This window comes from Bacillus sp. LSHTCR4 (assembly GCF_057197025.1).
Genome location: NZ_JBXUNO010000001.1, coordinates 1,223,931 through 1,250,335 on the forward strand (window position 1 = coordinate 1,223,931; position 26,405 = coordinate 1,250,335).

Here is a 26,405-nt window from a genome sequence, read left to right on the forward strand (position 1 = left end):
GGATATAGAAAATCAGTAGTTACGTTACACATGTAACGTTTCAATTTTTTCATTCACTTTCTTAGCATGTGTTTCGATATTATAAGTGAAAGTTTGACCTAAAAAGAGTACATGCAGTTGTTCCCACGGTAACATACGCAAATTCCAATTATTTCGAAGCCTTGTTATTGCCTCGCGAGGTGTTTCATCGGCGAGTGCAAAAGCTCCGTAATGCATTGGTATAAAGTGTGTAGCATTTAAATCTAAATAAGCTTGCACTGCTTCTTCAGGTGAAACGTGAGATATTTTCATAAACCATTCTGGTTCATAAGCTCCAATTGGCATAAGGGCAACATCAATTGAAAAGCGTTTGCCAATTTCTTTGAAACCTTGGAAATAGCCACTGTCTCCACAAAAATAAATGGTTTCCTCCATATTGTCATTCTTAATAATCCATCCACCCCAGTGAGATGTGTTCATATCAAATAATGATCTTCTCGTCCAGTGCTGAGCAGGTACGAAGTGAAAGGAGACATCATCAATAGTCGTACTTTCCCACCATTTATACTCTTCTACATTGTTGAATTTTTTACGAGTAAATAATTTTTTTAACCCAATGGGTACTAAGTATAATACGTCATCGTTAAGTTGGCGAAGTGTTGAAAAATCTAAATGATCATAATGACCATGTGAAAGAAGAACAATATCAATTTTAGGTAGTTCTTTTATAGAAAGTCCAGGTTCTGTAAGTCTTGGGACTAGCTTTAATTTATTGGCCCATACTGGATCCGTTAATATATTAAGTCCATTTGTTTGGATAAGAAAAGTGGAATGCCCAATCCATGTGACAGTCGTTTTTTCAACATTACTTTGCAAAAATGCACTTTGTTTAACAGGTGATTGTTCTACTAAGAAAGAAAAATCTTTTTTGTTTTGCTTTCGTTCTTTACGCCAGCGTATAAAAGAGCGAATTGATTTTTTTGTGCTAACATTATCCATATTTTCATAGCGCTTTGCCATGAACATCACCTCATTTAAAATCATTGTAATTGTATTGTACCGAAATGTTGTTAAGGAATACAGTGTATAACATGGATGAATGTTTAAGGAATTGTTAAAAAATAGGGGGATCTATTTACAAAAGTAACAACAAAATTAGTTTTGCAACTTCTATTTAGAGAAATAATAGTGAAAAAAATATTTTGTCTAGTAATTCGCTTGAAATAAAGAAGTAACATACGTAAATTCGTACGATTTCGTGAACAAATGTAGTAAACAATTTTCTCGTAGTGTTAACTTTTGTTATGATAAACATAACCTATTTAAATTTAGGATAGAGAAAAGAGGTTTATAAATGAAGCGTTATCAAAAAATAATTGGTCTTATGGTTGTATTTTGTCTCTTTGTACTTGCTGGATGTAGTGGATCAGGTTCAAAGCTTCGTAAACCATTAAATTGGGATTTAGAAACTTTCCAATTTACAAATCAAGATGGAAAGCCATTTGGTACAAAAGATTTAAAAGGGAAAGTTTGGGTTGCAGATTTTATGTTCACAAACTGCCAAACAGTTTGTCCGCCTATGACTGCTAATATGGCAAAACTGCAAAAGATGGCAAAAGAAGAGAAATTAGACGTTCAGTTTGTTTCGTTTAGTGTAGATCCAGACCTTGATAAGCCGGAGAATTTGAAGGCTTTCATTCAAAAGTTTACAGAGGATACTAGTAACTGGAATTTACTAACGGGTTATTCGTTAGAGGACATTACAAAGTTTGCAAAAGATAATTTCCAAACGCTTGTAGATAAACCTGAGAATGGTCAAGTTATGCATGGTACATCATTTTATTTAATTGATCAAAACGGAAAAGTAATGAAAAAGTATAGTGGTATTAGTAATACGCCGTATGAGGACATTATACGTGATATGAAGCGATTAGCAGAATAAAAAGAAGGGTGCAGATTCAAGCACCCTTCTTTTTTACATTAGTCTATGGATAAAATGTCATGTTGTTGAGGAAGTTTTGGTGCCCGAATTTCTAACACGCCATTCTGATACGAAGCTTTCGCTGCTTTTTTATTAATTGAGTACGGTAATTTAATTAATCTGGATGCTTCTGAAATGGAACGTTCTCGGCGATAATAGTTATGAGATGTTTCTTCTTCAGCCTCTTCGAGTATTTCTTCTTTTACAGAGACTTTTAAGTATTCACTTTGTATTTCAATTTGAATTTGTTCTTTTTGTATACCTGGTAGTTCAGCTGTAACAACGAGTTCTTCACCAACTTCATATAAATCTACAGGGAATGTTAATAAACGGTTTCCTTTTTGGAAAAAATGATTTAAATCAGCGATTACATTACGAAGTGGTGTTTGCTCGAAGAAATCATCAATTTGCTTTAAATAATTACGAACCGGTGGGCGAGAAGAGTCTTTTTTTTCTTCACTCATGATATTCCCTCCTAAAAATCAATTTGCAATATCATATGACAAAAGCGGAGAAAGGTGAGTGCCTAGTTTTCATGTTTTCATAAAAAATTGTTAAAAATGTGAAATGGAGTGATTTTTTTATAGTTTTTGGTCGCCATATTCAGTTGATTATGCTAGTATAAATAGGGTTGATATAGTAGTATAGAGACAGAATGAAAACTGAAAGAGGGTAAGAAGTATGTGTGGTTTTGTAGGATGTTTATGTGAAAACCCTAGAGAGTTTTCAGAAACAGAAAAACATCAATTTGAAAATATGAACACGATGATTTTCCACCGTGGTCCAGATGACGAAGGATATTTTCGTGATGAACATGTACAATTTGGCTTCCGCCGTTTAAGTATCATTGACTTAGAGGCAGGACATCAGCCGCTAACTTATGAAAATGATCGATATGTAATTATTTTTAATGGTGAAATTTACAACTATGTAGAATTACGTGAAATGTTACTTGAAAAAGGTGCAACGTTTGCAACGCAATCTGATACAGAAGTTATCATTGCATTGTATGCACATATGAAAGAAAAATGTGTAGACTACCTTCGTGGTATGTTTGCATTTATGATTTGGGATCGTGAAGAAAAGAAACTTTTCGGTGCACGTGACCACTTCGGTATTAAACCTTTATACATCGCACAACAAGGTGATACTACATTCTTCGCATCTGAGAAGAAAAGTATTATGCATGTGATGGAAGATAAAGGTGTTAATCCAACGTCACTACAACATTACTTTACGTACCAATATGGTCCAGAGCCAGAAACATTAACAATTGATGTTAATAAAATCGAGCCCGGTCATTATTTCGTAAAAGAAATCGGTAAAGAGATGGAAATCCATCGCTACTGGAAGCCTTATTTCAATGCTTCAAGTGCAACGAAAGAGGAGCATATCCAAGCAATTCGTGATGTGTTATATGATTCAGTAAAAGTGCATATGCGCAGTGATGTACCAGTAGGTTCATTCTTATCTGGTGGTATCGATTCATCTATCATCGCTTCTATCGCAAGAGAAATGAATCCAAATCTTTTAACATTCTCTGTTGGTTTTGAGCAACGTGGTTTCAGTGAAGTTGATGTTGCGAAAGAAACTGCTGAGAAATTGGGTGTTAAAAACCATAATGTATTCATTTCTGCAAAAGAGTTTATGGATGAGTTCCCAAAAATCATTTGGCATATGGATGATCCTTTAGCTGATCCAGCAGCTGTACCGTTGTACTTCGTTGCTAAAGAAGCACGTAAACATGTAACAGTTGTTCTTTCAGGTGAAGGTGCAGACGAGCTATTTGGTGGTTATAACATTTACCGTGAGCCAAACTCACTGAAAATGTTCTCTTACATTCCTAGCCCAGGTAAGAGCGTTCTAAAAGCATTAAGTGGTGCTCTTAAAGAAGGCTTTAAAGGAAAGAGCTTCCTAGAGCGTGGATGTACGCCAATTGAAGAGCGTTACTATGGAAACGCGAAAATCTTCCGTGAAGAAGAGAAAGCTGAATTAATGAAGTATTACAATGAAAGTGTTAACTATATGGATATCACGAAACCATTGTATAACGAGATTAAAGATTATGATGATGTAAGCAAAATGCAGTACATTGACATGTTCACTTGGTTACGCGGTGACATTTTATTAAAAGCTGATAAAATGACAATGGCGAACTCATTAGAACTTCGTGTACCGTTCTTAGATAAAGAAGTATTCGATGTTGCATCTAAAATTCCAACTGAATTTAAGATTGCTAACGGAACTACGAAAGCTATTTTACGTGAAGCAGCACGCGGAATCGTTCCAGATCACGTATTAGATCGTAAAAAACTTGGATTCCCAGTACCAATTCGTCACTGGTTAAAAGACGAAATGCATGATTGGGCTATCAATATTATAAACGAGAGTAAAACAGAGCATTTAATCGACAAACAGTATGTATTAAACTTACTGGAAGCACATTGTGCAGATAAAGGCGATTATAGCCGTAAAATTTGGACTGTACTTGCGTTTATGGTATGGCATCAAATTTATGTTGAGCATAAATACGATACGAATAAGTTCCACGAAGAAACGAAACGTGCGTATAGCTTAGTTTAATTAGAAAAACCTTAAGATCGCATACGGTCTTAAGGTTTTTTTCATAAATAGGACGTATGATTGATACAATAATAGTAAAAGGATGGACAACATATGATTACGTTTGAAAAAGTAACTGTAGAAAATGAAAGCGTTGTTAAAGAAATGTTTCACTCACATAGTTTAAGTGAGAAACAGGTACAGTATTGTGTGAAAGTCGATGATACATATATTGGTGTAATAGATTATCGTGTTCAAGGGGAGACTGCGGTTTTATCTCAGTTAATTATTCACTTTGATTATCAAAGTTACGGTTATGGAACAAATACGTATTTTACATTTGAAACGATGATGAAAGAAAGAAATGTGAAAGAGATAAAGGTAGTACAAACGGAATTAACAGAACAAGCGAAATCTTTCATTGAGAGCTTTGGTTTTAATGAGGAAGATGGAATATATGTGAAGAAAATATAACGATGAGTACTTATGCAGGATAAATATAAGGCAGGTGGATGTATGACAATGACTTCTGGTCTTGTATTAATTGGAGGGTGTTTCCTAGTAGCAGAGCTAAGCCATAAGTTTATTCGAAAAAGAATGAATAAGAAGAGAAATCCGTATGAATTACAATATGCTCCAGTGTTTTTCCTTTTGTTTTGTATGCTACTTACATTACAAAACATAACGAACTTTCCACCGCTGTTACATATTTTTTTGAAGTTCGGTTTGCTGTATAGTACCACTGGAATAGCCCTTTTATTCCTTTTATTTTGCATACGTTATATTCACTATCAATCGTATATATTTATTTTAAATTGGTTAAAACAAAATGATAGAAACCGCCTTACATAAGGCGGTTTTTTTGTATTAACTGGAATTACAATTACTTTCTTATGTCTATTTATGTTTCACATGTTACGATTAAAAAATGTGAGTAACAAATAAGTACAAAAATAGTTTGAATAAAAACGAGGTCTAAATTATATATATTGAAAAGGTTTTCTGATATATCTATTGACAATGTATGAGATATACATTAATCTTTACAATGTAAATGATAATCAATTTCAACTAGGAGGACTTATGACACGCACTAAAAATATACTTATATTTTGCGTTATGCTACTAACGATCATAATCGCAGGGTGTAGTAAAGAAGAGAAGAAAGAAAATGATACAGCAGCTAAAGCAAAAGATTCGTATACGATAAAACATGCAATGGGCGAAACGACAGTGAATGGTACGCCAAAAAGAGTTGTTGTTTTAACAAATGAGGGCGCTGAGGCACTTTTATCTGTTGGAGTAACGCCAGTTGGAACGACAAAACCACGAGCTGGTGATGAATGGTATCCTCATTTAGCGAAAGAGTTAAAAAATACAAAAGTAGTAGGAACTGAGCGTGACATTAATTTAGAGGCAGTAATGAAGCTTCAGCCGGATTTAATTATCGGAAATAAAATGCGTCACGAAAAAATATACGAGCAGTTAAAAGAAATCGCGCCAACAGTATATGCTGAAACATTACGCGGTGATTGGAAAGAAAACTTTACACTGTATACAAAAGCTGTAAATAAAGAAAAAGAAGGGCAAAATGCTCTAAATGATTATAAAAAGCGTATTGCAGCAATAAAAGGACAATTAGGTGATAAAATTAATTCTAAAGTTTCCATTATTCGCTTCGTCCCTGGTGATGTTCGTATTTATCAAAAAAATTCATTCTCAGGTGCTGTATTAAATGATATTGGATTTAAACGACCACCATTACAAGATAAAGATGAATTTGCAATTAAAGGAATTACAAAAGAGCAAATTTCAAATATGGACGGGGACTACTTATTCTATTTCACATCAGATAAAGACGCAGATAAGAATAATGAAGGAAACACACTAGCGAAAGAATGGACAGAAGATCCGCTCTTTAAGCAACTGCAGGCTTCTAAAGATAATAAAGTATTCCAAGTAGATGAAGTGATTTGGAATACAGCAGGTGGTATTGTAGCTGCAAATCTTATGTTAGATGATATTGAAAAATATTTTCTGAAGTAAATGAATAATCGAGTGCATTACTTTAAATAGGTGATGCACTTTTTATTTTATTAAAATACAGAAAATTCCTTCTTTTGAACGTGCATAAGTTGTACAATTAAAATAATCATGGAATAAAGGAGTGGGAATAAATGAAAGCTACTCATAAAGATTGGATTTTATTTAACGGAAGAATTGTAAATACGAAGGAAGAACAACCGATGATTCCATTAGAGGAGAGAGGCTTTCAATTTGGTGATGGTATATACGAGGTATTCAGACTATATGATGGGAAGCCACATTTATTAGATTTACATTTAGAACGATTCTTTCATTCTATGGAAGAAATAAAACTAATTCCACCATTTACTAAGGAAGAGTTGGCGGAAGAGTTACATCAAATGATTGAAAAAAATCAATTTCAAGAAGATGGGAATGTATATTTGCAAATATCAAGAGGTGCTCAAGCACGTAATCATGTATATGAGTCAAATATGCAACCAACATATTTTGCAAACATTGTTTCTTTTCCACGACCAATTGCTGCTATGGAACGAGGAATAAAAGTTACTGTAGAAGAGGATATACGCTGGAAGTTCTGTCATATAAAATCTTTAAACTTGCTACCTAATATTATGATTAAAAATAAAATAAACGAACAAGGCTATCAAGAAGCGATATTAGTGCGAGATGGAATTGTAACGGAAGGTTGTCATTCAAATTTCTTTATGGTGAAAAATAATAAATTGATTACACATCCGGCTGACAATTTCATTCTACACGGCATTACACGTCACTACGTTATTACATTAGCGAAAGAGTTACATATTGAAGTAGAAGAAAGGGAATTTTCACTTCAAGAAGTGTATGAGGCCGATGAGTGCTTCTTCACAGCGACACCACTTGAAATATTCCCAGTCGTTCAAATTGGTGACGAGCAGTTCGGAAACGGCGAAAGAGGACCGATTACAAAGAAACTCCAAGTTGCATATGAAGAAAGTATTCGTTTGTTTAAAGTTACGAACTAATATTGAAGAAAAAAGCTGGTATTCCTCCAGCTTTTTTTCATGATATAATTTAAGGATAGGACAAGATTTGAAAACGCTGTAAAAAGGGGATTTAATGTATGCATTATGAAGATTTTAAAGAAGTAATTCACGGAAGACGAAGTGTTAGAAAGTTCACAGAACAAGAAGTATCCACTAGTGATATAAAAGAAATTATTGATTGTGCTCGTTATGCACCGAGTGATACGAACTCGCAAACTTGGGAATTCTTGGTCATTATGAACCGAGAAAAAATTAAAGAAATTGAACAAATGACATGGGATGCATTACATAAACTTGCGGAAAAAGCGGCAGAAAACGGAGAAGAGAAAGCAGGGAAATTACTTACACGATCTTTCGGACCATATGCAACAGCTTTCTCGGAGGCCCCAGTATTAATCGTATGTTTGGCAACGCCATATGAATCAAAGTTTCGTGAAAAAATATTTGATCCAATTGCTTTTGTTCCAGATTCAGTTTGGGAAGAAGAAGGAATTAAAAGCAGCTGTTTAGCGGCACAAAACTTAATGTTGGCTGCACATGCGAAGGGGCTTGGTACATGCCCAATGACAGGGCCGGTGTTATTAGCTCAAGATGAACTACGACAATATTTACAAATTGGGCCTGAAAAACAAATAAATATGGTTATTTCACTCGGTTTTCCGAAGGATAAACCGAAGAAACTTCCAAGAAAAGAAGTGGATGAGATTACAACATTTGTTTTTTAAAGCCGAAAATAAAAAGACATTGAATGAAACAATGTCTTTTTATTTTGGATAGGTATGTAATTAATCCGTTAGGCTAAAATGATAGATAAGAGGGAATTACTATTTATTTCATAAAAAAAATTAATGTTCTATTAAGGAAAGTATGATACATTAATCGTGAGCAAGATTCTAGTTGTTCATGAATGTGTTGAAAGTAGTCTTAAAATTTTAAAGTTATTTTTGTATAATAAATTATAATGAAATGACAGGGGGGATGAATTTTGAAAAAATTCATAATCACTGGATTGTCTGTATTGTTATTAGTTGGTTGCGGTGCTCCAAAGGAAAAAGAGGGTACACAATCAAAGCCAGAAGAACAAGTCGTAAACGCAAGTAGTGAGAATATAGTTGTATTTCCTGAAGGAGTAATGCCAATTGGAGAAGGAAAAGTGAAAGTTATTACTCCAGATGGTACGTCTGACAATGGCAATATACCAACCGTATTTATCAAAAAGGATACTTTAATTCAACACGTGGAATTAGAGCTTTCTAATTTTCAAAATGATAAAGAAACATTCGTATTTGTAGATCAAGTATTTGCAGATAAACATCAAGTAACTAGTACAACACAGACAACAGTACAATTAAAAGAAAAGGCGCTTGAAACAGGTAGTCATACAATTACTGCAGTTCAGTATGAAAACAATGACCCAAAAGGAAAGGTTATTAGTTTTAATCAAGCAACATTTGAGACAAAACCTGCGTCTTAATAGGAATAAAAAGTACATTACTCAAAAAAGTAGTGTGCTTTTTTGTTTGGACAAGAGTGTGCAATAGTGAATCACTTGTTTCGTTTTCTAATACGATTAAATAGGAAGAAATCAATTATTACTACTATGACAGAAAAAGAGGTTGAAGATGTGAATCGGTGTATTCGTATCGTCTTGATTAGTATGATGATGTCAGTAATGTGGTTTATGATACAAGAGGTTATGCAAGTTACGCTCCGTTATCAAATTCATGATTTATTAATAGGAGCTATTTGTTTTACCATTGTTTATCTATTATATGATAAACTCGGATTAAGGTAAGTTTCAGACGAAAAATGTAGGTATTTCATTTGAAATGTCGAATAGTACATACGATGTCGTAATAACAAATTTTCTATTGTTTACTGTGAAACAGGAGAAGGAGAGATAGTAATGAAACGAGCTCTTATAAATATTGATTATACATATGATTTTGTAGCTGAGAAAGGCGCTTTAACCTGCGGAAAACCAGGACAAGAAATTGAGAAGGAAATTGTCCATTTAACGAAGCAATATATTGAAAATGAAGATTACGTAGTCTTTGCGATCGATAAACATGAAGAAAACGATGTATATCATCCAGAATCAAAGTTATTCCCGCCTCATAATATAGCTGGTACAAGTGGAAGAGATTTGTTTGGTGAATTACAAGATGTGTACGAAACATATAAAAATGCAGAGAATGTATATTATATGGACAAAACGCGATACAGTGCGTTTGCTGGAACGGATTTAGATATGAAGCTAAGAGAAAGAGGAATAGAAGAAGTTCATCTTGTAGGTGTTTGTACTGATATTTGCGTTCTTCATACAGCAGTAGATGCTTATAATAAAGGGTTTAAAATTGTTGTTTATGAAAAGGCGGTTGCATCTTTTAATGCACAAGGGCATGAATATGCACTTGGACATTTTAAGTCATGCCTACATGCAGAAGTGAAGTGAAAAAAGAGGCCTTTAAAAAAGGTCTCTTTTATTTGTCCATGTTCATTGAAAACAGCTACAGCAACTCCTGTTAGATTGAGTGGTCTTGATCCGACAACTTTTCTAAGTTCTTCAATATATCCCATTGTATGTAACCTCCGTAAGAAAAAATAAGAGTAAATAAACTATTCGTTATTATGTAAATATATTCCTCTTTATAAGGGGAGAGATGACATATAACTTATTTGTGTTATTTGGTAAAATATACATCAAAAAAGGTCAAACAAAAACTTTGACCTTTTTTGACCAAATGTTATAATAAAGGCAGAAAGAGATAATCTTTCATTCATAAATAATAAGGAGGAAAAAATATGCGTAATTTATTTCCAGAGATAACAAAACGTCAAAATGGCATTTTTGATTTTGGGCCTTCTTTATTAGAAGGGATGACAGATGCTTTCTTTAAGCCACTGAACATGGATACTTTTAAAGTAGATGTTCATGAGCAATCTGGTAAATATACTGTGAAAGCAGATTTACCAGGTTTTCAAAAAGAAAACATTCAAGTTGATTTTGAACAAGATATATTAACAATCCAAGCAACGAATCATAATGAAGTAGAAGAAAAAGACGAGAATGGCACATATATTCGTAAAGAACGTTCTATAGGTTCTGTAACTCGACGCTTTAATTTTAAACAAGTTGAGGAAGAAAATGTTAAAGCAAATTATAAAGATGGCATATTGACAATTGAATTGCCAAAATTGAAAGAAGAAAAAAGTAGTAAGACAACAATTAATATTGAATAAAAGAGCTGATAAATTCAGCTCTTTTTTTACGTAGTTAATGAATAAATGAGTTGGAATCGTAATGAGATGAATAAAGTTTTAACGTATAAAAAAATTTCACGATTTGCTCCCCTTAGGTTATTAAAAAGGGTATATTTAAAGGGAAAGGAAAGGAAAGGAAAAGAAAACAACATCTAGACATACTGTATAAGCTGAATTAGTAATAAAGTCAAAATACATAGTAAGGGTAGTGGCATTTTAGATTAGGATAATAGATTTTCCTAGAATAAACTGAGATGATTATGAATTTTTTAATTAGTAAGGAAGTGGTTAGATGAGTTTATTAACGTATACGGAAGAATTTTTTAATTATGTAAGGGAGTTTTTGCTTTTAAGATTTTTACTATTTGCTTTCGTTCTGCTCATTATTTCTTTTGTAATAAACCGCATTATTGATTGGTTTTTTAGGAAATCAAGCTTTTTTGATGAAGAGGTAGAGCAAACGATTCAAAGTGTGATTCGATCTATTTTTAGATATATCATTATCATCAGTCTAATTATATATTTAATTAGCCAATTTGTAGATATAAAAAGTATCATTGCAGGTGCAGGGATAGCAGGGGTTGTTATCGGTTTTGCTGCACAACAGATGCTGAAAGATGTTATATTAGGCTTTGCGAGATTAGCGGACAAAGAGTTTCGCGTTGGCGATTTTGTTACTTTTAACGGAACAAACTCAGGAACGATTGAGGAAATTAGTATTCGTTTTATGCAAATTCGTGAATGGTCAGGAAAACTCCTTACCATACCACATGGAGAGATTAGAACGATACAAAATTTTAATAAAGGCTGGATGCGCGTAATTGAACGGATTACGGTAAGTTATCAGGAAGATCCTACAAGAGTTAAGGAATTGTTAGAGGAAGTTTGTGTGAATTGTAATGAAAAATTGGCCCAAAGTCTTTATCAGGTAGAGGGTGAAGCTGTTGAACCGTTTAAATATGTAGGTGTTACAGATTTAAACCCGAATCTGAAATATGTTGGATATGAATTTTGTATTACAGGTTTAATAAAGCCAGAAGATTATTTTGAAACTTCTAGACAAGTAAGGTTTGAATTAATGTCTATGTTTCATAAGAATCAAGTGCAAATGCCAGCAGCAAATATGGTTGTTACTACTGAAAGTTTACAGCATAGCCAAGGTGGACAATCTTTATCGGACAGCTAAAGTAGAATAGTTTGGTAACGGAAATGCTGCTTTCAACATTGGATAGAAAAATAATAATAAAATAATCGATATAAACAAGGAGCTGAAGGAATTCAGTTCTTTTTAATTTGTAGAATTTAGAAATTTCTTAATGTTATAATGGTAGATGGTGATGAAAATGAACTTTGAAGAAAAAGAGATGCATCGTTTAGAAGCATTAAAAGCAATTGCTGAATTATTAAATGAAGCAACAGATTTACAAGACATGTTAGAAAAAGTGTTACACACATTGTTACAAGTTATGAATTTACAAACAGGCTGGATTTTTTTTATTGATGAAAGTGGAAAGCACCGTATGCTTGTAGATGAAAACTTACCAGCGGCTCTTACGTGGCAAGAGAAGAAGCCGATGTGTGAAGGAGACTGCTGGTGTGTAGAGCGTTTTGTAAATGGAAGATTAGAAAAAGCGACGAATATTATTGAATGTAAGCGGATAGAGGATGCGATTGAATGTAATTGGGGAGATACCGAAGATGTTACGCACCATGCGACAATTCCATTAAGGTCCGGGTCGGAGAAGTTTGGTCTCTTAAATGTGGCCGCGCCTCAAAAAACACATTTTTCAGAGGAAGAATTAGCATTATTAGAATCAATTGCATTTCAAATAGGGACGACAATCCAACGTATTCAGTTAGTGGAAAAAGAACGTAAATATGTAGTAGTAGCTGAACGAAATCGACTTGCACGTGATTTACATGATTCAGTAAAACAATTGTTATTTTCTATTATGCTAACCGCAAAAGGTACGCTAAATATGACGCAAGATAGAGACTTGCAAGAGATGCTGAGCTATATTGGAGAATTATCACAGGAAGCATTACAAGAGATGACACTTTTGATTTGGCAATTAAGACCGGAAGGACTAGAAAAAGGGTTAGCAGAAGCAATTCAAAATTATGGAAAGTTGTTAGGGGTTCATGTGGAAGTTCGAATTGATGGAATGGTTTCAATTGGAGATGAAATAGAAGAAGTTTTATGGCGTATTAGTCAAGAAGCGATACATAATTGTAAAAAACATGCTTCGTGTGAAAAGGTAAATGTTCTTTTAAAAATAGAAGATAACCAGTTGTATTTTTACATAGAGGATAACGGAATAGGATTTATACAAGATCAGGTACGAGAGTCGGCACTCGGTTTAAAAAGTATGAAGGAGCGTATTCAGTTGATGAACGGATCATTTCAAATAAAAACTGAGCTAAAAAAGGGCACAAAAATTGAAATTCAATTACCGGTTTGAAGGGGAGAAGAAGGTTGAAAATTAAATTACTACTAGTTGAGGATCATCATATCGTTCGAAGAGGACTTGTATTCTTTTTAAAAACGAGAGAAGAATTTGAAATTGTTGGGGAAGCAGGAAATGGTGAAGAGGCATTCACATTCGTTCGAACGGAAAGACCAGATGTAGTGTTAATGGACCTATCAATGCCGAAGATGGATGGTATTGAAGCAACAAAACGAATAAAACAATATGATGAAACAATAAAGATACTTATATTAAGTAGTTTTTCAGAGCAAGATTATGTTATACCAGCACTAGAAGCTGGAGCAGATGGCTATCAATTAAAAGAAGTACAACCTGAACAACTTGTAGCTTCTATCGTTGCAGTACACCAAGGAAATGCGAATTTTCATCCGAAAATAACACCAGCACTATTAGGACGGTCAGCAGTCAAGAAAGAAAAAGAAAATCCTTTTTCCATGTTAACAAAAAGAGAGCAAGAGGTACTTCGTGAAATTGCGAAAGGGCGAAGTAATAAGGAAATTGCAACAGAGCTTCATATTACAGAACAAACTGTGAAAACACATGTTTCAAATATTTTAGCTAAATTGGAAGTAGATGATCGTACGCAAGCTGCACTGTACGCAGTGAAACATGGCGAGAAATAATAAGTATGAATAATTGTGTCACTTATTATGACAGAATACATAGGAACAATTAAAAATTTATAGTAATGCTGAATAAAGGTTTTTCTTCTTTCAATAATTAGGTACAATAAAGTAAAACTTTAATCCGTGGAGGGTCTATCCCCACGGATTATTAGCCCACACCAATTGTTTTTTTACGGGATAAAGCTACGATGGAAGGGGAAGATATGCTATGCCTGAAACGAGAAGTGGGATTGGAAAGATTCAGGCTTCGTTAAACGGTTTGTCACCGAAATTACGAAGTATTGCCGAACATATTTTGAAACATCCGCAAGATGTTGTACATAAATCTATTACTGAATTAGCAGAAGTTACGAATAGTTCTGAAGCTACGATATTCCGCTTATGTAAACACCTTGGTTTGCAAGGATTTCAAGATTTAAAGATTACATTAGCTCGTGAAATTGTACATACACCGATGCAAAATATTCATGAAGAAGTATCAGTAGAAGATAGTATGGTAACTGTTGCTAAGAAAGTTTTTCATTCGCATATTACAGGACTGCAAGATACATTGCATTTGTTAAATGATACAGCATTAGAGCAAGCTGTCAACGTCTTACAAGAAGCAAGCCGTATTGAGTTTTACGGAAATGGTGGCTCTGGTATTATTGCGATGGATGCATATCATAAGTTTATGAGAACGGGTATTTCATGTATCGCTCATACGGATTCGCATTTTCAAATTATGGGAGCAGGTTTGCTCTCGAAAAATTCAGTTGTTATCGGCATTTCTCATTCTGGTAGCAATAAAGGGTTACTTGAAGCATTAGAAATAGCGAGAGCAAGAGGAGCTAAAATTATTGCGATTACGAGCTATGAGAAATCGGCATTAAGTCAACTTGCTGATATAACGCTCTATACTTCAACACGTGAGACAGAATTCCGCACAGAAGCAAGTTCATCACGATTAGCGCAGTTAAGTTTAATTGATACTTTGTATGTAGGTTTGTCGTTGCAACGACAAGAGGAAACGTTAAAAAATTTACAAAGTATACGTGAAACGATTTCGATGAAGCGAATATAAGAAAAGCTCTTCAAATGAAGGGCTTTTTTTTATTGGCGAATAGTTTACTGATTTATTTTCTTGTAGAAATATGTGACTTACTTTTAGGCAGTGAGAGACTCTCATATTTTAAAAATATAAAATAAAAACCAACTTATGCAATAATTCAAATATTGTTCATAATTTCACAAATTGTTTATGAAGTGTCATGTTATGATGATTGGACACTTACATTTGGCGTAATGATTAGCCAAACTAGTGAAGACAGAAGTTATGAGATGAACTCATGAAAAATTCTAAAACACTAAAGGGGAGATCACATATGAAAGCAGTAGTAGTTAATAAAAATAGTAAAGCAAACATTGAAGTGATTGAAAAGGAATTACGCCCGTTACACTCAGGTGAAGCACTAGTAGATGTAGAATATTGTGGGGTTTGTCATACTGATTTACACGTTGCGAATCATGATTTTGGAAATACAGATGGCCGTATTCTTGGTCATGAGGGTATAGGTATTGTGACGAAGATTGCTGATGATGTTACTTCACTAAAGGTGGGAGACCGTGTAAGTATTGCATGGATGTTCCAATCTTGTGGGCGTTGCGAATATTGCGTAACAGGTAGGGAAACATTTTGCCGTGAAGTTAAGAATGCTGGTTATTCAGTAGATGGTGGTATGGCTGAACAATGTATTGTGACAGCTGATTATGCGGTGAAAGTACCAGAAGGATTAGATCCTGCTCAAGCATCATCAATCACATGTGCGGGTGTAACTACATATAAAGCTATAAAAGTATCAAATATTAAACCTGGTCAACCTATCGTAATCTATGGTTGCGGTGGATTAGGTAACTTAGCTATTCAATATGCTAAAAATGTATTTGGTGCAAAGGTAATTGCAGTAGATATTAATGACGATAAATTAGCCTTAGCAAAAGAGGTTGGCGCTGATATGACAATCAATCCAATTTCTCAAGGTCCTGCTGATAAGATTGTTCAAGATGAGTTTGGTGGTGCTTATGCTGCTGTAGTAACAGCTGTTTCAAAAGTAGCATTCAACTCTGCAGTTGATGCAGTACGTGCTTGTGGTAAAGTCGTTGCAGTAGGTTTACCAGTAGAAACTATGGATTTAAACATTCCGCGACTTGTACTAGATGGAATTGAAGTGGTTGGCTCTCTAGTCGGTACTCGTAAGGATCTAGAAGAGGCATTTATGTTCGGTGCAGAAGGAAAAGTAGTGCCTGTTGTTCAAACTTGTTCTCTAGATAAAGTACAAAATGTATTCGAAGAAATGGAACAAGGTCGAATTCAAGGACGTATGGTAATCGATTTTAAACAGCATAATTGTGATTGCAAATAATTCACTTTAAATATAAAAAGTATGAGTCTAACAAAGTACATGTAAAAAAGTTAGACTGCATAAAAAGATGATCCCTGTATGCAATAGGGATCATTTTTTTATATTCTATAAATATCAATGCCAATTCATACTTGATTAATGAGACAGGATTAAAGGTTCACTTTATTTACAAACGAAAAAGAATCTTTATTTTTAACAAATTTTTTATGATCTGGGACGGTTTGAATTGCTACAGTTTGCGAATCTCTTGCTTTCAGTGCATCTTGAATCCCGAGTGTCATAAGCTTAATAAATAGAATCGTAATAAAGAATGAAGCGAGAGTATAAAAAATGATCCACCATGAAAGATTCATTTCATTACGATTTAAGCCAATAAGGCCTGCCCAATCATTAGATAGAGAAACAGGTTTGAGCACTCCATCATACAGTTCACGCATTTGTATCCCACCAATTACAATGTTAAGCAACGCTAAATGGATAACGAGTATAAGTGTTTGGACGATATGTTCCATAAATAATACAAATAAGCGGTCAAGTAATAAGACTCGTAAGTGTTTTTTTATAATATGAAAACGACTAGCACCCAATAATTGTGCACTTAAAATGTAATCTCGTTTCATAAATTCATCAACCTCTGAGGATATATATAAAGAAAGTGTAGGCAGAGCGACGAAAATAAGTACGAGTACTTGATAAAACGTAAATGAAATATTTGGATTTAACCCATCAGCATTTGATGTGATTACAATATTAACGGGCGTGATGAGTATGAATGCGATAAATAGAGTTGGAATATAATAAAAAACTTCTGAGCACGCCTGGAAAAATCTCTTGAGTTTTGGAGCAAATAAACTTAAGAGAATTCCTATACATGTTCCGCATAAAATTCGAAAGAAGCTAATTGCCACGGCTAATAAAATAGTGAATTTTGCTCCTTCTATAATTTGTAAGAAAACAGACTCTCCAAAACGATCTGATCCAAAAGGCGGAATTAACGATGGCGGAAAGGGGGCCTTCCCAAGTAATTCGTTATTGTCATTGTAAAGTAACTGAGGAGGTTTTGGGATGTTATCTTTAAAGAACCAACTATAAATAAAACTAGCTGCAATAAGTATGAATAGATAAGTAAAGCCGATTAAAAATCGTTTTGATTTCCAAATAGATTTCATAATGCTACTCCTTTCAAGTGTTTTTGCCATCTATTCATCATGAATGAGATTATTTGAAAAATAGTATAAAACGGTAAAATAATCATGACCAGTATGATAAATGCAGCGGGAGGTGAAATAAACGCCTTATTAAATAAAAATTGAATAATGCCATCCATATTAAAAACAAATTCTAAAATGAATAGATTAGAAAGTAAGAAAACAAAAATCGTTTTTAAATGGTGGAAGAAGTGGATAGATATATTTTTGAATAAGTGAATGCATAGTATATAACTTGATGAAAGACCTTTTCCATAGGCAACTTCGACATAATCTTTTCCATGTTCTTCTTTTATGTATAACACCATCATCCGAAACATTTGTAATGTAGGTAAGACTGCTAAAGATAAAATAGGGAGTAAATAAGCCCGGTTTTCATTAAACGAAATAATGGTGACAGGAGATTCCCCGAATTGCTTAAGTACCCATATGAAAAATATTTGCAAACAGATCATCATCATCATATCTGGGACAGCTTCTAATATGAACACAATTCGATTTATCCATTTTTTTATATAATCTTTTGCTAAAAAATAAAAAAATGCCATGCTAGATGATAGAAAGAGCGCAAGTAAAAAGGCTAAAAATAATACAGTAAATGAATATAGGTAAGGTTCTAAAACGGTTGGGAATAAGGGTGTTTTTTTGAAATTACCAAATTTCGGGTCTGATCCTATAACCACTAATGATTCAGGGGATAAAACATCCTTTAACATTGTAACAATCTGATTAAAAAAAAGAACTGGTTGAAAGGTAAATCCATTTTGAGTGATAAATAAATAAGGTAAATTTAATAATAGTAAGAGTGATAAAAGAATGGATGAAAGCTTAATTGTGAATTGAGATATTTTATTTAACATTAAATCCCTCCGACATCTTTTTACAACATTATACAATAAAATCCATTATGTTGTTTTATTTTTCTGAAAAATAAGAAATTAATTGGGAATTATAATTAAAATACTTGATATACTTTTATGTGGAAATAAGGTTATATCGAGGAGCCCCTATATCTATCAAGAAAAATGCGTAGTATTTCCATTTTAGAGGCATTTACTTTTCTTCAGTTGATTGGCATTTGGTGTTATTCCATTGTTACCAAGTTAATAGTAATAAGTTTTCTTAAAACAAAAAACCACCGAAATATAGAAGTAGTTTTGAACGTAAGGAATTTGTAAGGAAGGAGTAAGAAAAAAGAGATTTTCAATGTGTATGATCAAAATATAGAGAAGAACGAGAGGGGGATAGTTACTATATATTTATATGAAAACAAATGAATTAATAAAACTCTATGGAAGAAAAGATGAAATTATAGAAATTAACGGACATCTGAAGAAGAGGGATTTAATCATTTATTAGGTCAGAGAGTTGTTTGTAGAAATAATTGGTGTATAGATGGTTGCAAATTCAGTGTTGACTTTTATCATTGGGAGAGTTGATAGCTGTGTGGTTAGTATATGACATAACTATTCACCATCAATACAATTTAAATAGAAGAGAGGAATGCTTTATGAAAACACGCAGTAAAATTACATGTGCAAGTCTAGCACTTTTAATAGCTGGAAGTTCCCTGATATACATAACACCAGCCTCAATTGTAAAAGCCGAACCGGCGCAAAATGTATCTAGTTCTTTACAAACAAGTACGCAAAGCGATCGTACTTCCGTTAAGAAAGCAATGCGAGATACACTACAACTTGGATACCCGGGAATACTCGCTCAAATTTCTAATGGTGGTAAAACTTGGAGTTATACCGCTGGGGTAGCGGATCTGAGAACTAAGAAACCAATGAAAGCAGATTTTCGCTTTCGTATTGGCAGTGTGACGAAAACGTTCATTGCAACAGTGCTACTGCAATTATCTGGAGAGAACCGTTTGAATCTAGATGACTCCATTGAAAAATGGTTGCCTGGTGTCATTCAAGGAAACGGATATGATGGTAACCAGATTACGATCCGGCAAATATTGAATCATACAAGTGGTATTGCTGACTATATGAATTCAAAAGACTTTGATATTACGGATATAAAAAAATCGTATACGGCTGAAGAATTTGTAAAGATGGGGATTTCACTTCCCCCAGACTTTGCCCCGGGAAAGGGTTGGTCTTATTCAAACACAGGATACGTATTACTGGGGATCCTTATTGAAAAAGTAACTGGCAACAGCTATACGGAAGAGGTTGAAAATCGGATTATTGAACCGCTTGATTTGTCAAATACATTCCTACCTGGTAATTCAAGCGTGATCCCAGGCACCAAGCATGCCCGTGGCTATTTCCAACTAGACGGAGCAAGTGAGCTAAAAGACGTTACATATATTAACCCAGGTAGCTCGGATGGAGATATAATTTCTACTGCTGACGATTTAAATAAATTCTTCTCTTACTTACTCAGTGGTAAATTACTGAAGGAACAGCAGCTAAATCAAATGCTTACTACAGTTCCTACAGATAGAGAAGGAACGGGATATGGTCTCGGAATCGTTGAATTTAAGCTTCCGAACGGTGTCTCGGTATGGGGACACAGAGGTAGCGTGCTAGGGTTTTCCACTTTTGTTGGTGGAACACTTGGAGGTAAGCATACGTTGGCCGTCAATTTGAACAGTTTTAACTTTAGTAATCCTGATCCTTTTAAAAGTATTTTACTTGCTGAATTTAGAAAGTAGGCAAAAAGGAAAAATGGATAAGTTTTGTCATCATTTTATGGTTTAAAATATACCATTTTGGTGCAAAAACACCTTACTCTAAAAAAATTGAATAAAGCAAGTTCTTAAGTCGATAGGCATGAGGTCCTGACACGTCATCATCAAACTAGTTTTTTGGAGTATCCCCTAAATAGAATTTTGTTTCTCTACAGGTAGTCACTTTGAGATGTCAGTTCATTTTTATCCTTTCTTCTTAAATTGATGAGTGTTGAGAGCAACACATCGCTATCGACTCAAGGAATTTTAATATTCGTAATTAAGCACAAAAAACGCTATCTTTTTAAGTAAGCATTTCAGGAGGGTTTTATGAAAAAGAAAATGATTACTGCACTTGGTGTTTCTGCTATAATACTGACTAATTTTGTAGGAAGTACTTATGCAGACTCGAAAACAGTAGTTTCTGTTACAGCTCCCTACAATAAAAATCAAATAGCGGAATGGTTAGAAATGCACGCGAAGCCTTTAAAAACAACGAATCCAAATTCACCTTTTAATGATTTAAAACCACTTAAGAATATGGTAGGTTCAGCTTCAATTGTAGGTTTAGGTGAAGCTACGCATGGGGCTCATGAAGTTTTTACGATGAAAAACCGTATTGTGAATTATTTAGTATCTGAAAAGGGCTTTACCAACCTAGTTTTAGAAGAGGGGTGGGACAGAGCTTTAGAACTTGATCGATATGTTCTTACTGGTGAGGGAAATCCAAGCCAACATCTATCACCTGTATTTAAGACGAAAGAAATGTTAGATTTACTTGATTGGATTTGGCAATATAATGCTAATCCAAAACATAAATCTAAAGTGCGTATCATCGGGATGGACATTCAATCAGTAAACGAGAATGTTTATAATAATATAATAGAATATATTAAAAGAACCAATTCAAAACTTGTGCCGAGGATAGAAGAGAAGATAAAAGGTCTTATTCCTGTAACAAAGGATATGAATACTTTTGAAAGCCTTACGAAAGAAGAAAAAGAAAAGTATATTTCAGATGCTAAACAAATTAGTGCTTTATTAGAGGAAAATAAAAGTTATTTAAATGGGAAATCTAAAGAGTTCGCATGGATAAAACAAAATGCTCGTATTATTGAACAGTTTACTACAATGTTAACGTCACCTCCTGATAAACCATCTGATTTATATTTGAAACATGATATTGCAATGTATGAAAATGCGAAGTGGACTGAAGAACATTTAGGAAAAACTATTGTATGGGGGCATAATGGCCACGTTTCGAAAACAAATATGCTTCCTTTTGTATACCCTAAAGTAGCTGGGCAGTATTTAGCAGAGTATTATGGAAAACGGTACGTATCTATTGGAACGTCAGTTTATGAAGGACAATACAATGTCAAAAATAGCGATGGTGAATTTGGCCCATATGGAATATTAAAATCGGATGATCCAAACAGTTATAACTACATCTTTGGACAAGTTAAAAAAGATCAATTTTTTATGGATTTACGTAAGGCAAACGGCGTGACAAAAACTTGGTTGAACGAACAACATCCAATTTTCGCTGGAGTAACTACTGAAGGGCCGGATATACCAAAAACAGTTGATATATCATTAGGTAAAGCGTTTGATATACTTGTTCAAATTCAAAAAGTGAGTCCATCTCAACTACATCAATAAATTTAGAATAATGTACCTTAATGAAGTGTAGTGTTAAGTGTCAATAGAGTTGTTTGAATATGTCAGTTAGGTTATTTTCATTAAAGAATTATTAAATGGAATAAATGTTTTTAAATTAGAGACGATGTGGGATAGAAGCACAGTATCATCAAGTTAACAAAATAAAATTCTACCTAAAATGAAAAAATACGCTATTCTTTCTATAGAATCATAGGAAAGGATGGCGTTTTTTGATTTAATCTATTACTACAATTTGCTCACGAAATTTAAAACTTTTTATCCCCTAACACCTTACGAGATCTTACTAAAAATGTTGAGTTTATACAAGAAACCACATACTTATTAAGCTAAAGAACAAGTTACTCAAAAACTAGAAAAAGAGTGTGTTTCGAAACGGATATTATGTAACTTTACCGAACGGAAAAGCTATATATAGTATGTAAATGGAATGGAATGAGGGGATTTATTTTTTTGTTATGAAAAAAATTTTCTTTTTATAACTTGATAAATGAAAAAATATTTTATGTACTAATTCATGTAAACGGTTTACTAAATCGCATTTTGCTAGAAATGAAGGGAAGATTCGCATGGAAACAAGGGGGAGAGTAATCGGGATTGATATCGGTACCACAAGTACAAAAACGGTTGTGTTCACAGAAAAAGGAAAAGTCATTGCATCACATGCAATCGATTACCCAATTATTCAACCGAACGTCGGATGGGCTGAGCAAGATCCTGATGTAATATGTACCGCTATGCAGGCATTAATTGCAGTAGATAAAAACGGTGCGCCGTTAACGCGCTCTATTATTTGGGCAGATAATCGTAGTACGAAACAAGCGGAAGATTTATTACAACATATGAATGGGCATGACATTTATAGACGAACGGATCCGTTATCCGTGGTTGGTTAATGGACTTAACTGAAAAAGCATTTGCAGAAGGTCCGAAACTAGATGGCATTAAAGGTGTAATGAACTCTTCAGGAGAAGGAAAATGGACTGTTGAAACTGCACTTGAACTGCAAGCTGCAGCACCAGTTATCGCTATGTCATTATTTATGCGATATCGTTCTCAGGAAGATGATACATTCCATGGAAAAGTAGTTTCAGCACTACGTAATCAGTTCGGTGGACATGAAGTTGTGAAAAAATAAGGATGTTTTTGAAAAGAAATATTAAATTTAAAAATACCAATCAATCATCGTTTTTTGTACTGGATGTATCAAATATAAAGGAAGGCATGAAATATGTCCCAACATAAAAATAAGAATAAATAAAATGAAGTTTTCATAAATAGTAAAAGGATGATTATGTCATCAGTGTAGCTAAGAAATGATGTTACATATGTAGAGAGCGTGTTAAAAAAATATGAGGTGGTTAAATGGGAAATGAACAAGTGAAGAATGCAGGGGAAGAAAAAAAGTTATGTCTTTGTATGATCGTCAAAAATGAGTCTAGAATTATGGAAAGATGTTTAAATGCAACAAAATCAATTGTAGATTTTGTTTCTATTTGTGATACTGGATCGACGGATAATACGCCTGAAATTATTGAAAATTGGTGTAAGGAAAATGAGATACCTGGGACGGTTCATCATGAGCCGTTTAAAAACTTTGGTTATAACAGAAGCTTAGCTGTTTCGTTAGCGCAAAAAACATACCCAGAAGCAGACTATTTATTAATATTAGATGCGGATATGATTTTAGAGGTTGATCCGAATTTCGATAAAACGAGCTTAACGGAAGATCATTATCTTACATTGCAATATGATGTTCATATTAAATATTGGCTTACACGTCTTTTGAAAGCTTCTTTACCATGGAAATCTGTCGGTGTTACTCATGAGTATTGGGATATAGATCGTTCAAAAGTTGAAGTGAATTACAATACGAGGGTAGCTCGGTTAGAGACTCTTGTCGTGAATGATCCCGGAGATGGCGGGAGCAAAGCTGATAAATTTGAAAGAGATGAGAGGTTGTTGTTACAAGGAATAAACGACCCAGAAACAACGCCAGATTTGCATATAAGATATTTATTTTATTTAGCTCAGACTTATTTTCATTTAAGTCAATTTGAGAATTCAATTAAATGGTATAAAAAACGAGTGGAAGCAGGGGGATGGGTTGAAGAGGTATTCTATTCGTTATTGCGAATAGGATTTTGTTATGAGCAGTTAGCAAATCGTTCAGCAAATAAACAAAATGAAGTGACAGATGCTAATGAAAAAGAAACTGTTAAAGGGCAAGAAGAGCAATATTTAGCATTAGCTGTTTTTTATTTTCAAAAAGCGTGGGAATATAGACCAACCCGGGCTGAACCATTATACCAACTTGCAAGGTTATATCGATTACGATCTCAAAACAATATTGCTTTGATGTATGCTCTGCAAGGGAAGGAAATTCCTTTTCCAAAGGATGATCTTCTATTTGTAGATTATCATGTGTATGATTACTTATTTGACTATGAAATTTCTATTAGTGCTTTCTATATACCGCATAAAAAACATTTAGGGGCGGTGTCACAAAAGTATTTGGAATCGATAAAAGAAAAGATTCCATTTCATATAGCAAATATAGTAGAGAATAATGCGAAATTTTATTAAATACATTTTCGGTTAAAGGAGTAGTGGAGTAATCATGGAATTAATACGATGGGCGATTGAACTAGGGGAATCTGTGCATGGAAATACGTATGAAGAATTGATGCCACTACTAGACTATTATTATGATCGTGATCATTTAAAAGCGTATTGTATCGCAAATCTTCTTTTAAACATGGATGTATTAGATGAGGATCGGGAAAGAATTGAATTAAGAAGATGCATCGCTGCTTATTATGCTGGATTATATAAAGTAGCAAGAAAACATGCAAATGAGTTGGTACTTAAACATCCAGATGTAGATTTATATAAAAATAATTTAAGATTAATGGAAGTTTATTTGAATAAAGAATATGATTATTGTCTTTTTATATGCCCAAAGACATACGGTAGTTTCATAGATGTTGCGCGAGCTTTAAAATGGCGGTTGGAGCAGGAGGGAAATACAGTAATTATATCAGAAACAATACTGGAAAATGTAAAGAATACAGTTGTATTTGGAGCACATACATACGCATATAACCCGAACCTTCTTCCGAAAGATGCAATTATTTATAATTTAGAACAGCTATACGAAGGAAGTCCATATGCGCACCCCCTTTATTTAATATTATTAAAAGATAGAGTGATTTGGGATTATAGTAAACAAAATATAGAATGGCTTAAACAAAAAGGGGTAGGAAAAGAAATAAAACATGTAGAAATGAACTATGCCCCAACTTTGGAAATAAAAAAAGATGCGTTTGAAGATGAGATTATTGAAGATATTGATATTCTGTTTATAGGTGCTCTTAATCCGAGGCGACAAGCTATTTTGGATCATCTAAAAGCGATTGCCCCGAATTTAAATATAGTTTTTAAAAATAATGCGTGGGGAATTGTTAGAAATGAATTGATTGCTAGAGCTAAAATTATATTAAATATTCATTTTTACTTATCAGGAATTCTTGAAACACCTCGCGTATCTTATGCAGTCGCAAATAAGAAATTTATTATTTCCGAAAATAGTAATCCAGAAGATGAGGTAGAGTGGCCAGGAATTGTATTTACTCCGTACGAAAAAATAATTGAAAACGTAATGAAATATATAGAATTACCAGAAGAACGGAAAAGATTAGCGGAAAAAGCATATAATCATTTTGAAGCAAATGAAAGTTTAGGTACATTGAGCATGAGAGATGAAACAAAGTAATTGTACGAAACTCATACGAAAGTATGAGTTCTTTTTTTGTTTATCATACTATTTTATGAAACAAGTTAACTCTTTATATTGTGTTTTGTATAGAAATTTCTGATAATATATAAGTAGAACTTGAAAACAAAGGGGAGAAATAATCATGAAACTAGTTGTTATTAACGGTACACCAAGAAAATTTGGTAGAACTCGCGTGGTGGCAAAATATATTGCGGATCAATTTGAAGGGGAATTATATGATTTAGCAATTGAGGAGTTACCTTTATACAATGGAGAAGAGTCACAACGTGATTTAGAGGCAGTGAAAAAATTAAAAACGTTAGTGAAAGCTGCGGATGGGGTTGTATTATGTACACCAGAATATCATAATGCGATGAGCGGTGCGCTGAAAAACTCTTTAGATTACTTAAGTAGTAGTGAATTTATTCATAAACCAGTTGCGTTATTAGCGGTTGCTGGTGGCGGTAAAGGTGGAATAAATGCATTAAACAGCATGCGAACGGTCGCTAGAGGTGTTTATGCAAATGCAATTCCAAAACAAGTTGTGCTTGATGGATTACATGTGCAAGATGGTGAACTTGGGGAAGATGCAAAACCATTAATTCATGATGTAGTTAAAGAATTGAAAGCATATATGAGCGTATATAAAGAGGTGAAAAAACAACTAGGAGTGGAGTGA

At 33.8% G+C, this 26,405-nt stretch carries 25 protein-coding genes and 3 pseudogenes; 23 read left to right on the forward strand and 5 right to left on the reverse strand.

From position 1 onward, the window contains the following. Window positions 1-24 precede the first annotated feature (24 nt). Complete coding sequence (locus tag AC2CGR_RS06280; protein WP_087964187.1) at window positions 25-999, reverse strand: MBL fold metallo-hydrolase; 975 nt, start codon at window positions 997-999, stop codon at window positions 25-27. A 334-nt stretch (window positions 1,000-1,333) separates the two neighbouring features. Here AC2CGR_RS06280 and AC2CGR_RS06285 point away from each other — a divergent pair, with 334 nt between their 5' ends. Then, window positions 1,334-1,921 carry an SCO family protein gene (locus AC2CGR_RS06285; protein WP_087964186.1) on the forward strand — a complete coding sequence of 196 codons (588 nt, stop codon included), beginning with the start codon at window positions 1,334-1,336 and terminating at the stop codon, window positions 1,919-1,921. 38 nt (window positions 1,922-1,959) lie between these two features. On the opposite strand, the gene AC2CGR_RS06290 is transcribed toward AC2CGR_RS06285, so the two are convergent. Beyond that, the gene (locus tag AC2CGR_RS06290) at window positions 1,960-2,424 is read right to left on the reverse strand and encodes an Hsp20/alpha crystallin family protein (RefSeq protein WP_001288083.1); all 465 of its coding nucleotides are present in this window, start codon (window positions 2,422-2,424) and stop codon (window positions 1,960-1,962) included. Window positions 2,425-2,641: 217 nt separating this feature from the next. Between AC2CGR_RS06290 and asnB the strand changes: the two genes are divergently transcribed. The 9 genes from asnB to AC2CGR_RS06335 all read left to right on the forward strand — a co-directional run bounded on the left by asnB (window position 2,642) and on the right by AC2CGR_RS06335 (window position 10,051). Then, window positions 2,642-4,543, forward strand: coding sequence for an asparagine synthase (glutamine-hydrolyzing) (gene asnB, locus AC2CGR_RS06295; RefSeq protein ID WP_000333816.1), 1,902 nt, complete (start codon window positions 2,642-2,644; stop codon window positions 4,541-4,543). A 93-nt stretch (window positions 4,544-4,636) separates the two neighbouring features. Next, window positions 4,637-4,996 carry a GNAT family N-acetyltransferase gene (locus tag AC2CGR_RS06300; RefSeq protein ID WP_087964184.1) on the forward strand — a complete coding sequence of 120 codons (360 nt, stop codon included), beginning with the start codon at window positions 4,637-4,639 and terminating at the stop codon, window positions 4,994-4,996. A 48-nt stretch (window positions 4,997-5,044) separates the two neighbouring features. Continuing rightward, on the forward strand, window positions 5,045-5,374 hold the full coding sequence (locus tag AC2CGR_RS06305; RefSeq protein ID WP_087964183.1) for a hypothetical protein: 330 nt from the start codon (window positions 5,045-5,047) through the stop codon (window positions 5,372-5,374). A gap of 231 nt (window positions 5,375-5,605) precedes the next feature. Further along, window positions 5,606-6,568 (forward strand): ABC transporter substrate-binding protein, encoded by a 963-nt coding sequence (locus AC2CGR_RS06310; protein ID WP_087964182.1) that lies wholly within the window; start codon window positions 5,606-5,608, stop codon window positions 6,566-6,568. A 131-nt stretch (window positions 6,569-6,699) separates the two neighbouring features. After that, window positions 6,700-7,575: a D-amino-acid transaminase gene (dat, locus tag AC2CGR_RS06315; RefSeq protein ID WP_087964181.1), complete on the forward strand. Its 876-nt coding sequence runs from the start codon at window positions 6,700-6,702 to the stop codon at window positions 7,573-7,575. Window positions 7,576-7,673: 98 nt separating this feature from the next. Beyond that, the gene (locus tag AC2CGR_RS06320) at window positions 7,674-8,321 is read left to right on the forward strand and encodes a nitroreductase family protein (protein WP_087964180.1); all 648 of its coding nucleotides are present in this window, start codon (window positions 7,674-7,676) and stop codon (window positions 8,319-8,321) included. Between the two features lie 260 nt (window positions 8,322-8,581). Beyond that, window positions 8,582-9,070 (forward strand): putative periplasmic lipoprotein, encoded by a 489-nt coding sequence (locus AC2CGR_RS06325; protein ID WP_029438131.1) that lies wholly within the window; start codon window positions 8,582-8,584, stop codon window positions 9,068-9,070. A 66-nt stretch (window positions 9,071-9,136) separates the two neighbouring features. Then, entirely contained in the window at window positions 9,137-9,391 is a 255-nt protein-coding gene (locus tag AC2CGR_RS06330) for a hypothetical protein (RefSeq protein WP_087964179.1), read from the forward strand. 111 nt (window positions 9,392-9,502) lie between these two features. Beyond that, window positions 9,503-10,051 carry a cysteine hydrolase family protein gene (locus AC2CGR_RS06335; protein WP_087964178.1) on the forward strand — a complete coding sequence of 183 codons (549 nt, stop codon included), beginning with the start codon at window positions 9,503-9,505 and terminating at the stop codon, window positions 10,049-10,051. A 29-nt stretch (window positions 10,052-10,080) separates the two neighbouring features. Here the strand turns inward: AC2CGR_RS06335 and AC2CGR_RS06340 are convergent. Next, a pseudogene (locus AC2CGR_RS06340) lies at window positions 10,081-10,176 on the reverse strand (DNA mismatch repair protein MutT); the annotation flags it as partial. A 225-nt stretch (window positions 10,177-10,401) separates the two neighbouring features. On the opposite strand from AC2CGR_RS06340, the gene AC2CGR_RS06345 reads away from it, so the two are divergent. The 6 genes from AC2CGR_RS06345 to adhP all read left to right on the forward strand — a co-directional run bounded on the left by AC2CGR_RS06345 (window position 10,402) and on the right by adhP (window position 16,377). Then, window positions 10,402-10,839: an Hsp20/alpha crystallin family protein gene (locus AC2CGR_RS06345; protein ID WP_484480668.1), complete on the forward strand. Its 438-nt coding sequence runs from the start codon at window positions 10,402-10,404 to the stop codon at window positions 10,837-10,839. Between the two features lie 313 nt (window positions 10,840-11,152). Continuing rightward, window positions 11,153-12,046, forward strand: coding sequence for a mechanosensitive ion channel family protein (locus AC2CGR_RS06350; protein ID WP_087964176.1), 894 nt, complete (start codon window positions 11,153-11,155; stop codon window positions 12,044-12,046). A gap of 157 nt (window positions 12,047-12,203) precedes the next feature. Next, window positions 12,204-13,322 (forward strand): two-component system sensor histidine kinase CasK, encoded by a 1,119-nt coding sequence (gene casK, locus AC2CGR_RS06355; RefSeq protein ID WP_087964175.1) that lies wholly within the window; start codon window positions 12,204-12,206, stop codon window positions 13,320-13,322. A gap of 14 nt (window positions 13,323-13,336) precedes the next feature. Further along, window positions 13,337-13,972 carry a response regulator gene (locus AC2CGR_RS06360; RefSeq protein WP_484480669.1) on the forward strand — a complete coding sequence of 212 codons (636 nt, stop codon included), beginning with the start codon at window positions 13,337-13,339 and terminating at the stop codon, window positions 13,970-13,972. Window positions 13,973-14,183: 211 nt separating this feature from the next. Then, the gene (locus tag AC2CGR_RS06365) at window positions 14,184-15,038 is read left to right on the forward strand and encodes a MurR/RpiR family transcriptional regulator (RefSeq protein ID WP_087964174.1); all 855 of its coding nucleotides are present in this window, start codon (window positions 14,184-14,186) and stop codon (window positions 15,036-15,038) included. A 301-nt stretch (window positions 15,039-15,339) separates the two neighbouring features. Further along, window positions 15,340-16,377, forward strand: a complete 1,038-nt coding sequence (gene adhP, locus AC2CGR_RS06370) for an alcohol dehydrogenase AdhP (RefSeq protein WP_000649112.1) — start codon at window positions 15,340-15,342, stop codon at window positions 16,375-16,377. A gap of 149 nt (window positions 16,378-16,526) precedes the next feature. Here adhP and AC2CGR_RS06375 read toward each other — a convergent pair whose 3' ends face one another. Continuing rightward, entirely contained in the window at window positions 16,527-17,546 is a 1,020-nt protein-coding gene (locus AC2CGR_RS06375; RefSeq protein ID WP_131102048.1) for an ABC transporter permease, read from the reverse strand. Beyond that, window positions 17,543-18,445 carry an ABC transporter permease subunit gene (locus tag AC2CGR_RS06380; RefSeq protein WP_484480670.1) on the reverse strand — a complete coding sequence of 301 codons (903 nt, stop codon included), beginning with the start codon at window positions 18,443-18,445 and terminating at the stop codon, window positions 17,543-17,545. Before AC2CGR_RS06380 ends, AC2CGR_RS06375 begins: the two co-directional genes overlap by 4 nt. 650 nt (window positions 18,446-19,095) lie before the next feature. Between AC2CGR_RS06380 and AC2CGR_RS06385 the strand changes: the two genes are divergently transcribed. The 7 genes and pseudogenes from AC2CGR_RS06385 (at window position 19,096) to AC2CGR_RS06415 (ending at window position 26,405) form a co-directional block, all read left to right on the forward strand. Beyond that, complete coding sequence (locus AC2CGR_RS06385; protein ID WP_131102050.1) at window positions 19,096-20,253, forward strand: serine hydrolase domain-containing protein; 1,158 nt, start codon at window positions 19,096-19,098, stop codon at window positions 20,251-20,253. A 345-nt stretch (window positions 20,254-20,598) separates the two neighbouring features. Further along, window positions 20,599-21,930, forward strand: a complete 1,332-nt coding sequence (locus AC2CGR_RS06390) for an erythromycin esterase family protein (RefSeq protein ID WP_131102052.1) — start codon at window positions 20,599-20,601, stop codon at window positions 21,928-21,930. Window positions 21,931-22,517: 587 nt separating this feature from the next. After that, window positions 22,518-22,820: pseudogene (locus tag AC2CGR_RS06395) on the forward strand (FGGY family carbohydrate kinase); the annotation flags it as partial. Continuing rightward, window positions 22,817-23,086, forward strand: a pseudogene (locus AC2CGR_RS06400) (hypothetical protein); the annotation flags it as partial. The pseudogenes AC2CGR_RS06395 and AC2CGR_RS06400, both read left to right, overlap by 4 nt. A gap of 227 nt (window positions 23,087-23,313) precedes the next feature. Beyond that, complete coding sequence (locus AC2CGR_RS06405; protein ID WP_087967949.1) at window positions 23,314-24,534, forward strand: glycosyltransferase; 1,221 nt, start codon at window positions 23,314-23,316, stop codon at window positions 24,532-24,534. A gap of 34 nt (window positions 24,535-24,568) precedes the next feature. After that, window positions 24,569-25,723, forward strand: a complete 1,155-nt coding sequence (locus tag AC2CGR_RS06410; protein WP_087967951.1) for a CgeB family protein — start codon at window positions 24,569-24,571, stop codon at window positions 25,721-25,723. Between the two features lie 145 nt (window positions 25,724-25,868). Then, window positions 25,869-26,405, forward strand: coding sequence for an NADPH-dependent FMN reductase (locus AC2CGR_RS06415; protein WP_000780355.1), 537 nt, complete (start codon window positions 25,869-25,871; stop codon window positions 26,403-26,405).

What these genes read in the sequence shown, in the direction of transcription:
- AC2CGR_RS06280 (WP_087964187.1), bottom strand. Translation starts at nt 999, where the DNA reads ATGGCAAAGCGCTATGAAAATATGGATAATGTTAGCACAAAAAAATCA.
- AC2CGR_RS06285 (WP_087964186.1), top strand. Translation starts at nt 1,334, where the DNA reads ATGAAGCGTTATCAAAAAATAATTGGTCTTATGGTTGTATTTTGTCTC.
- AC2CGR_RS06290 (WP_001288083.1), bottom strand. Translation starts at nt 2,424, where the DNA reads ATGAGTGAAGAAAAAAAAGACTCTTCTCGCCCACCGGTTCGTAATTAT.
- asnB (WP_000333816.1), top strand. Translation starts at nt 2,642, where the DNA reads ATGTGTGGTTTTGTAGGATGTTTATGTGAAAACCCTAGAGAGTTTTCA.
- AC2CGR_RS06300 (WP_087964184.1), top strand. Translation starts at nt 4,637, where the DNA reads ATGATTACGTTTGAAAAAGTAACTGTAGAAAATGAAAGCGTTGTTAAA.
- AC2CGR_RS06305 (WP_087964183.1), top strand. Translation starts at nt 5,045, where the DNA reads ATGACTTCTGGTCTTGTATTAATTGGAGGGTGTTTCCTAGTAGCAGAG.
- AC2CGR_RS06310 (WP_087964182.1), top strand. Translation starts at nt 5,606, where the DNA reads ATGACACGCACTAAAAATATACTTATATTTTGCGTTATGCTACTAACG.
- dat (WP_087964181.1), top strand. Translation starts at nt 6,700, where the DNA reads ATGAAAGCTACTCATAAAGATTGGATTTTATTTAACGGAAGAATTGTA.
- AC2CGR_RS06320 (WP_087964180.1), top strand. Translation starts at nt 7,674, where the DNA reads ATGCATTATGAAGATTTTAAAGAAGTAATTCACGGAAGACGAAGTGTT.
- AC2CGR_RS06335 (WP_087964178.1), top strand. Translation starts at nt 9,503, where the DNA reads ATGAAACGAGCTCTTATAAATATTGATTATACATATGATTTTGTAGCT.
- AC2CGR_RS06345 (WP_484480668.1), top strand. Translation starts at nt 10,402, where the DNA reads ATGCGTAATTTATTTCCAGAGATAACAAAACGTCAAAATGGCATTTTT.
- AC2CGR_RS06350 (WP_087964176.1), top strand. Translation starts at nt 11,153, where the DNA reads ATGAGTTTATTAACGTATACGGAAGAATTTTTTAATTATGTAAGGGAG.
- casK (WP_087964175.1), top strand. Translation starts at nt 12,204, where the DNA reads ATGAACTTTGAAGAAAAAGAGATGCATCGTTTAGAAGCATTAAAAGCA.
- AC2CGR_RS06365 (WP_087964174.1), top strand. Translation starts at nt 14,184, where the DNA reads ATGCCTGAAACGAGAAGTGGGATTGGAAAGATTCAGGCTTCGTTAAAC.
- adhP (WP_000649112.1), top strand. Translation starts at nt 15,340, where the DNA reads ATGAAAGCAGTAGTAGTTAATAAAAATAGTAAAGCAAACATTGAAGTG.
- AC2CGR_RS06375 (WP_131102048.1), bottom strand. Translation starts at nt 17,546, where the DNA reads ATGAAATCTATTTGGAAATCAAAACGATTTTTAATCGGCTTTACTTAT.
- AC2CGR_RS06380 (WP_484480670.1), bottom strand. Translation starts at nt 18,445, where the DNA reads ATGTTAAATAAAATATCTCAATTCACAATTAAGCTTTCATCCATTCTT.
- AC2CGR_RS06385 (WP_131102050.1), top strand. Translation starts at nt 19,096, where the DNA reads ATGAAAACACGCAGTAAAATTACATGTGCAAGTCTAGCACTTTTAATA.
- AC2CGR_RS06390 (WP_131102052.1), top strand. Translation starts at nt 20,599, where the DNA reads ATGAAAAAGAAAATGATTACTGCACTTGGTGTTTCTGCTATAATACTG.
- AC2CGR_RS06405 (WP_087967949.1), top strand. Translation starts at nt 23,314, where the DNA reads ATGGGAAATGAACAAGTGAAGAATGCAGGGGAAGAAAAAAAGTTATGT.
- AC2CGR_RS06410 (WP_087967951.1), top strand. Translation starts at nt 24,569, where the DNA reads ATGGAATTAATACGATGGGCGATTGAACTAGGGGAATCTGTGCATGGA.
- AC2CGR_RS06415 (WP_000780355.1), top strand. Translation starts at nt 25,869, where the DNA reads ATGAAACTAGTTGTTATTAACGGTACACCAAGAAAATTTGGTAGAACT.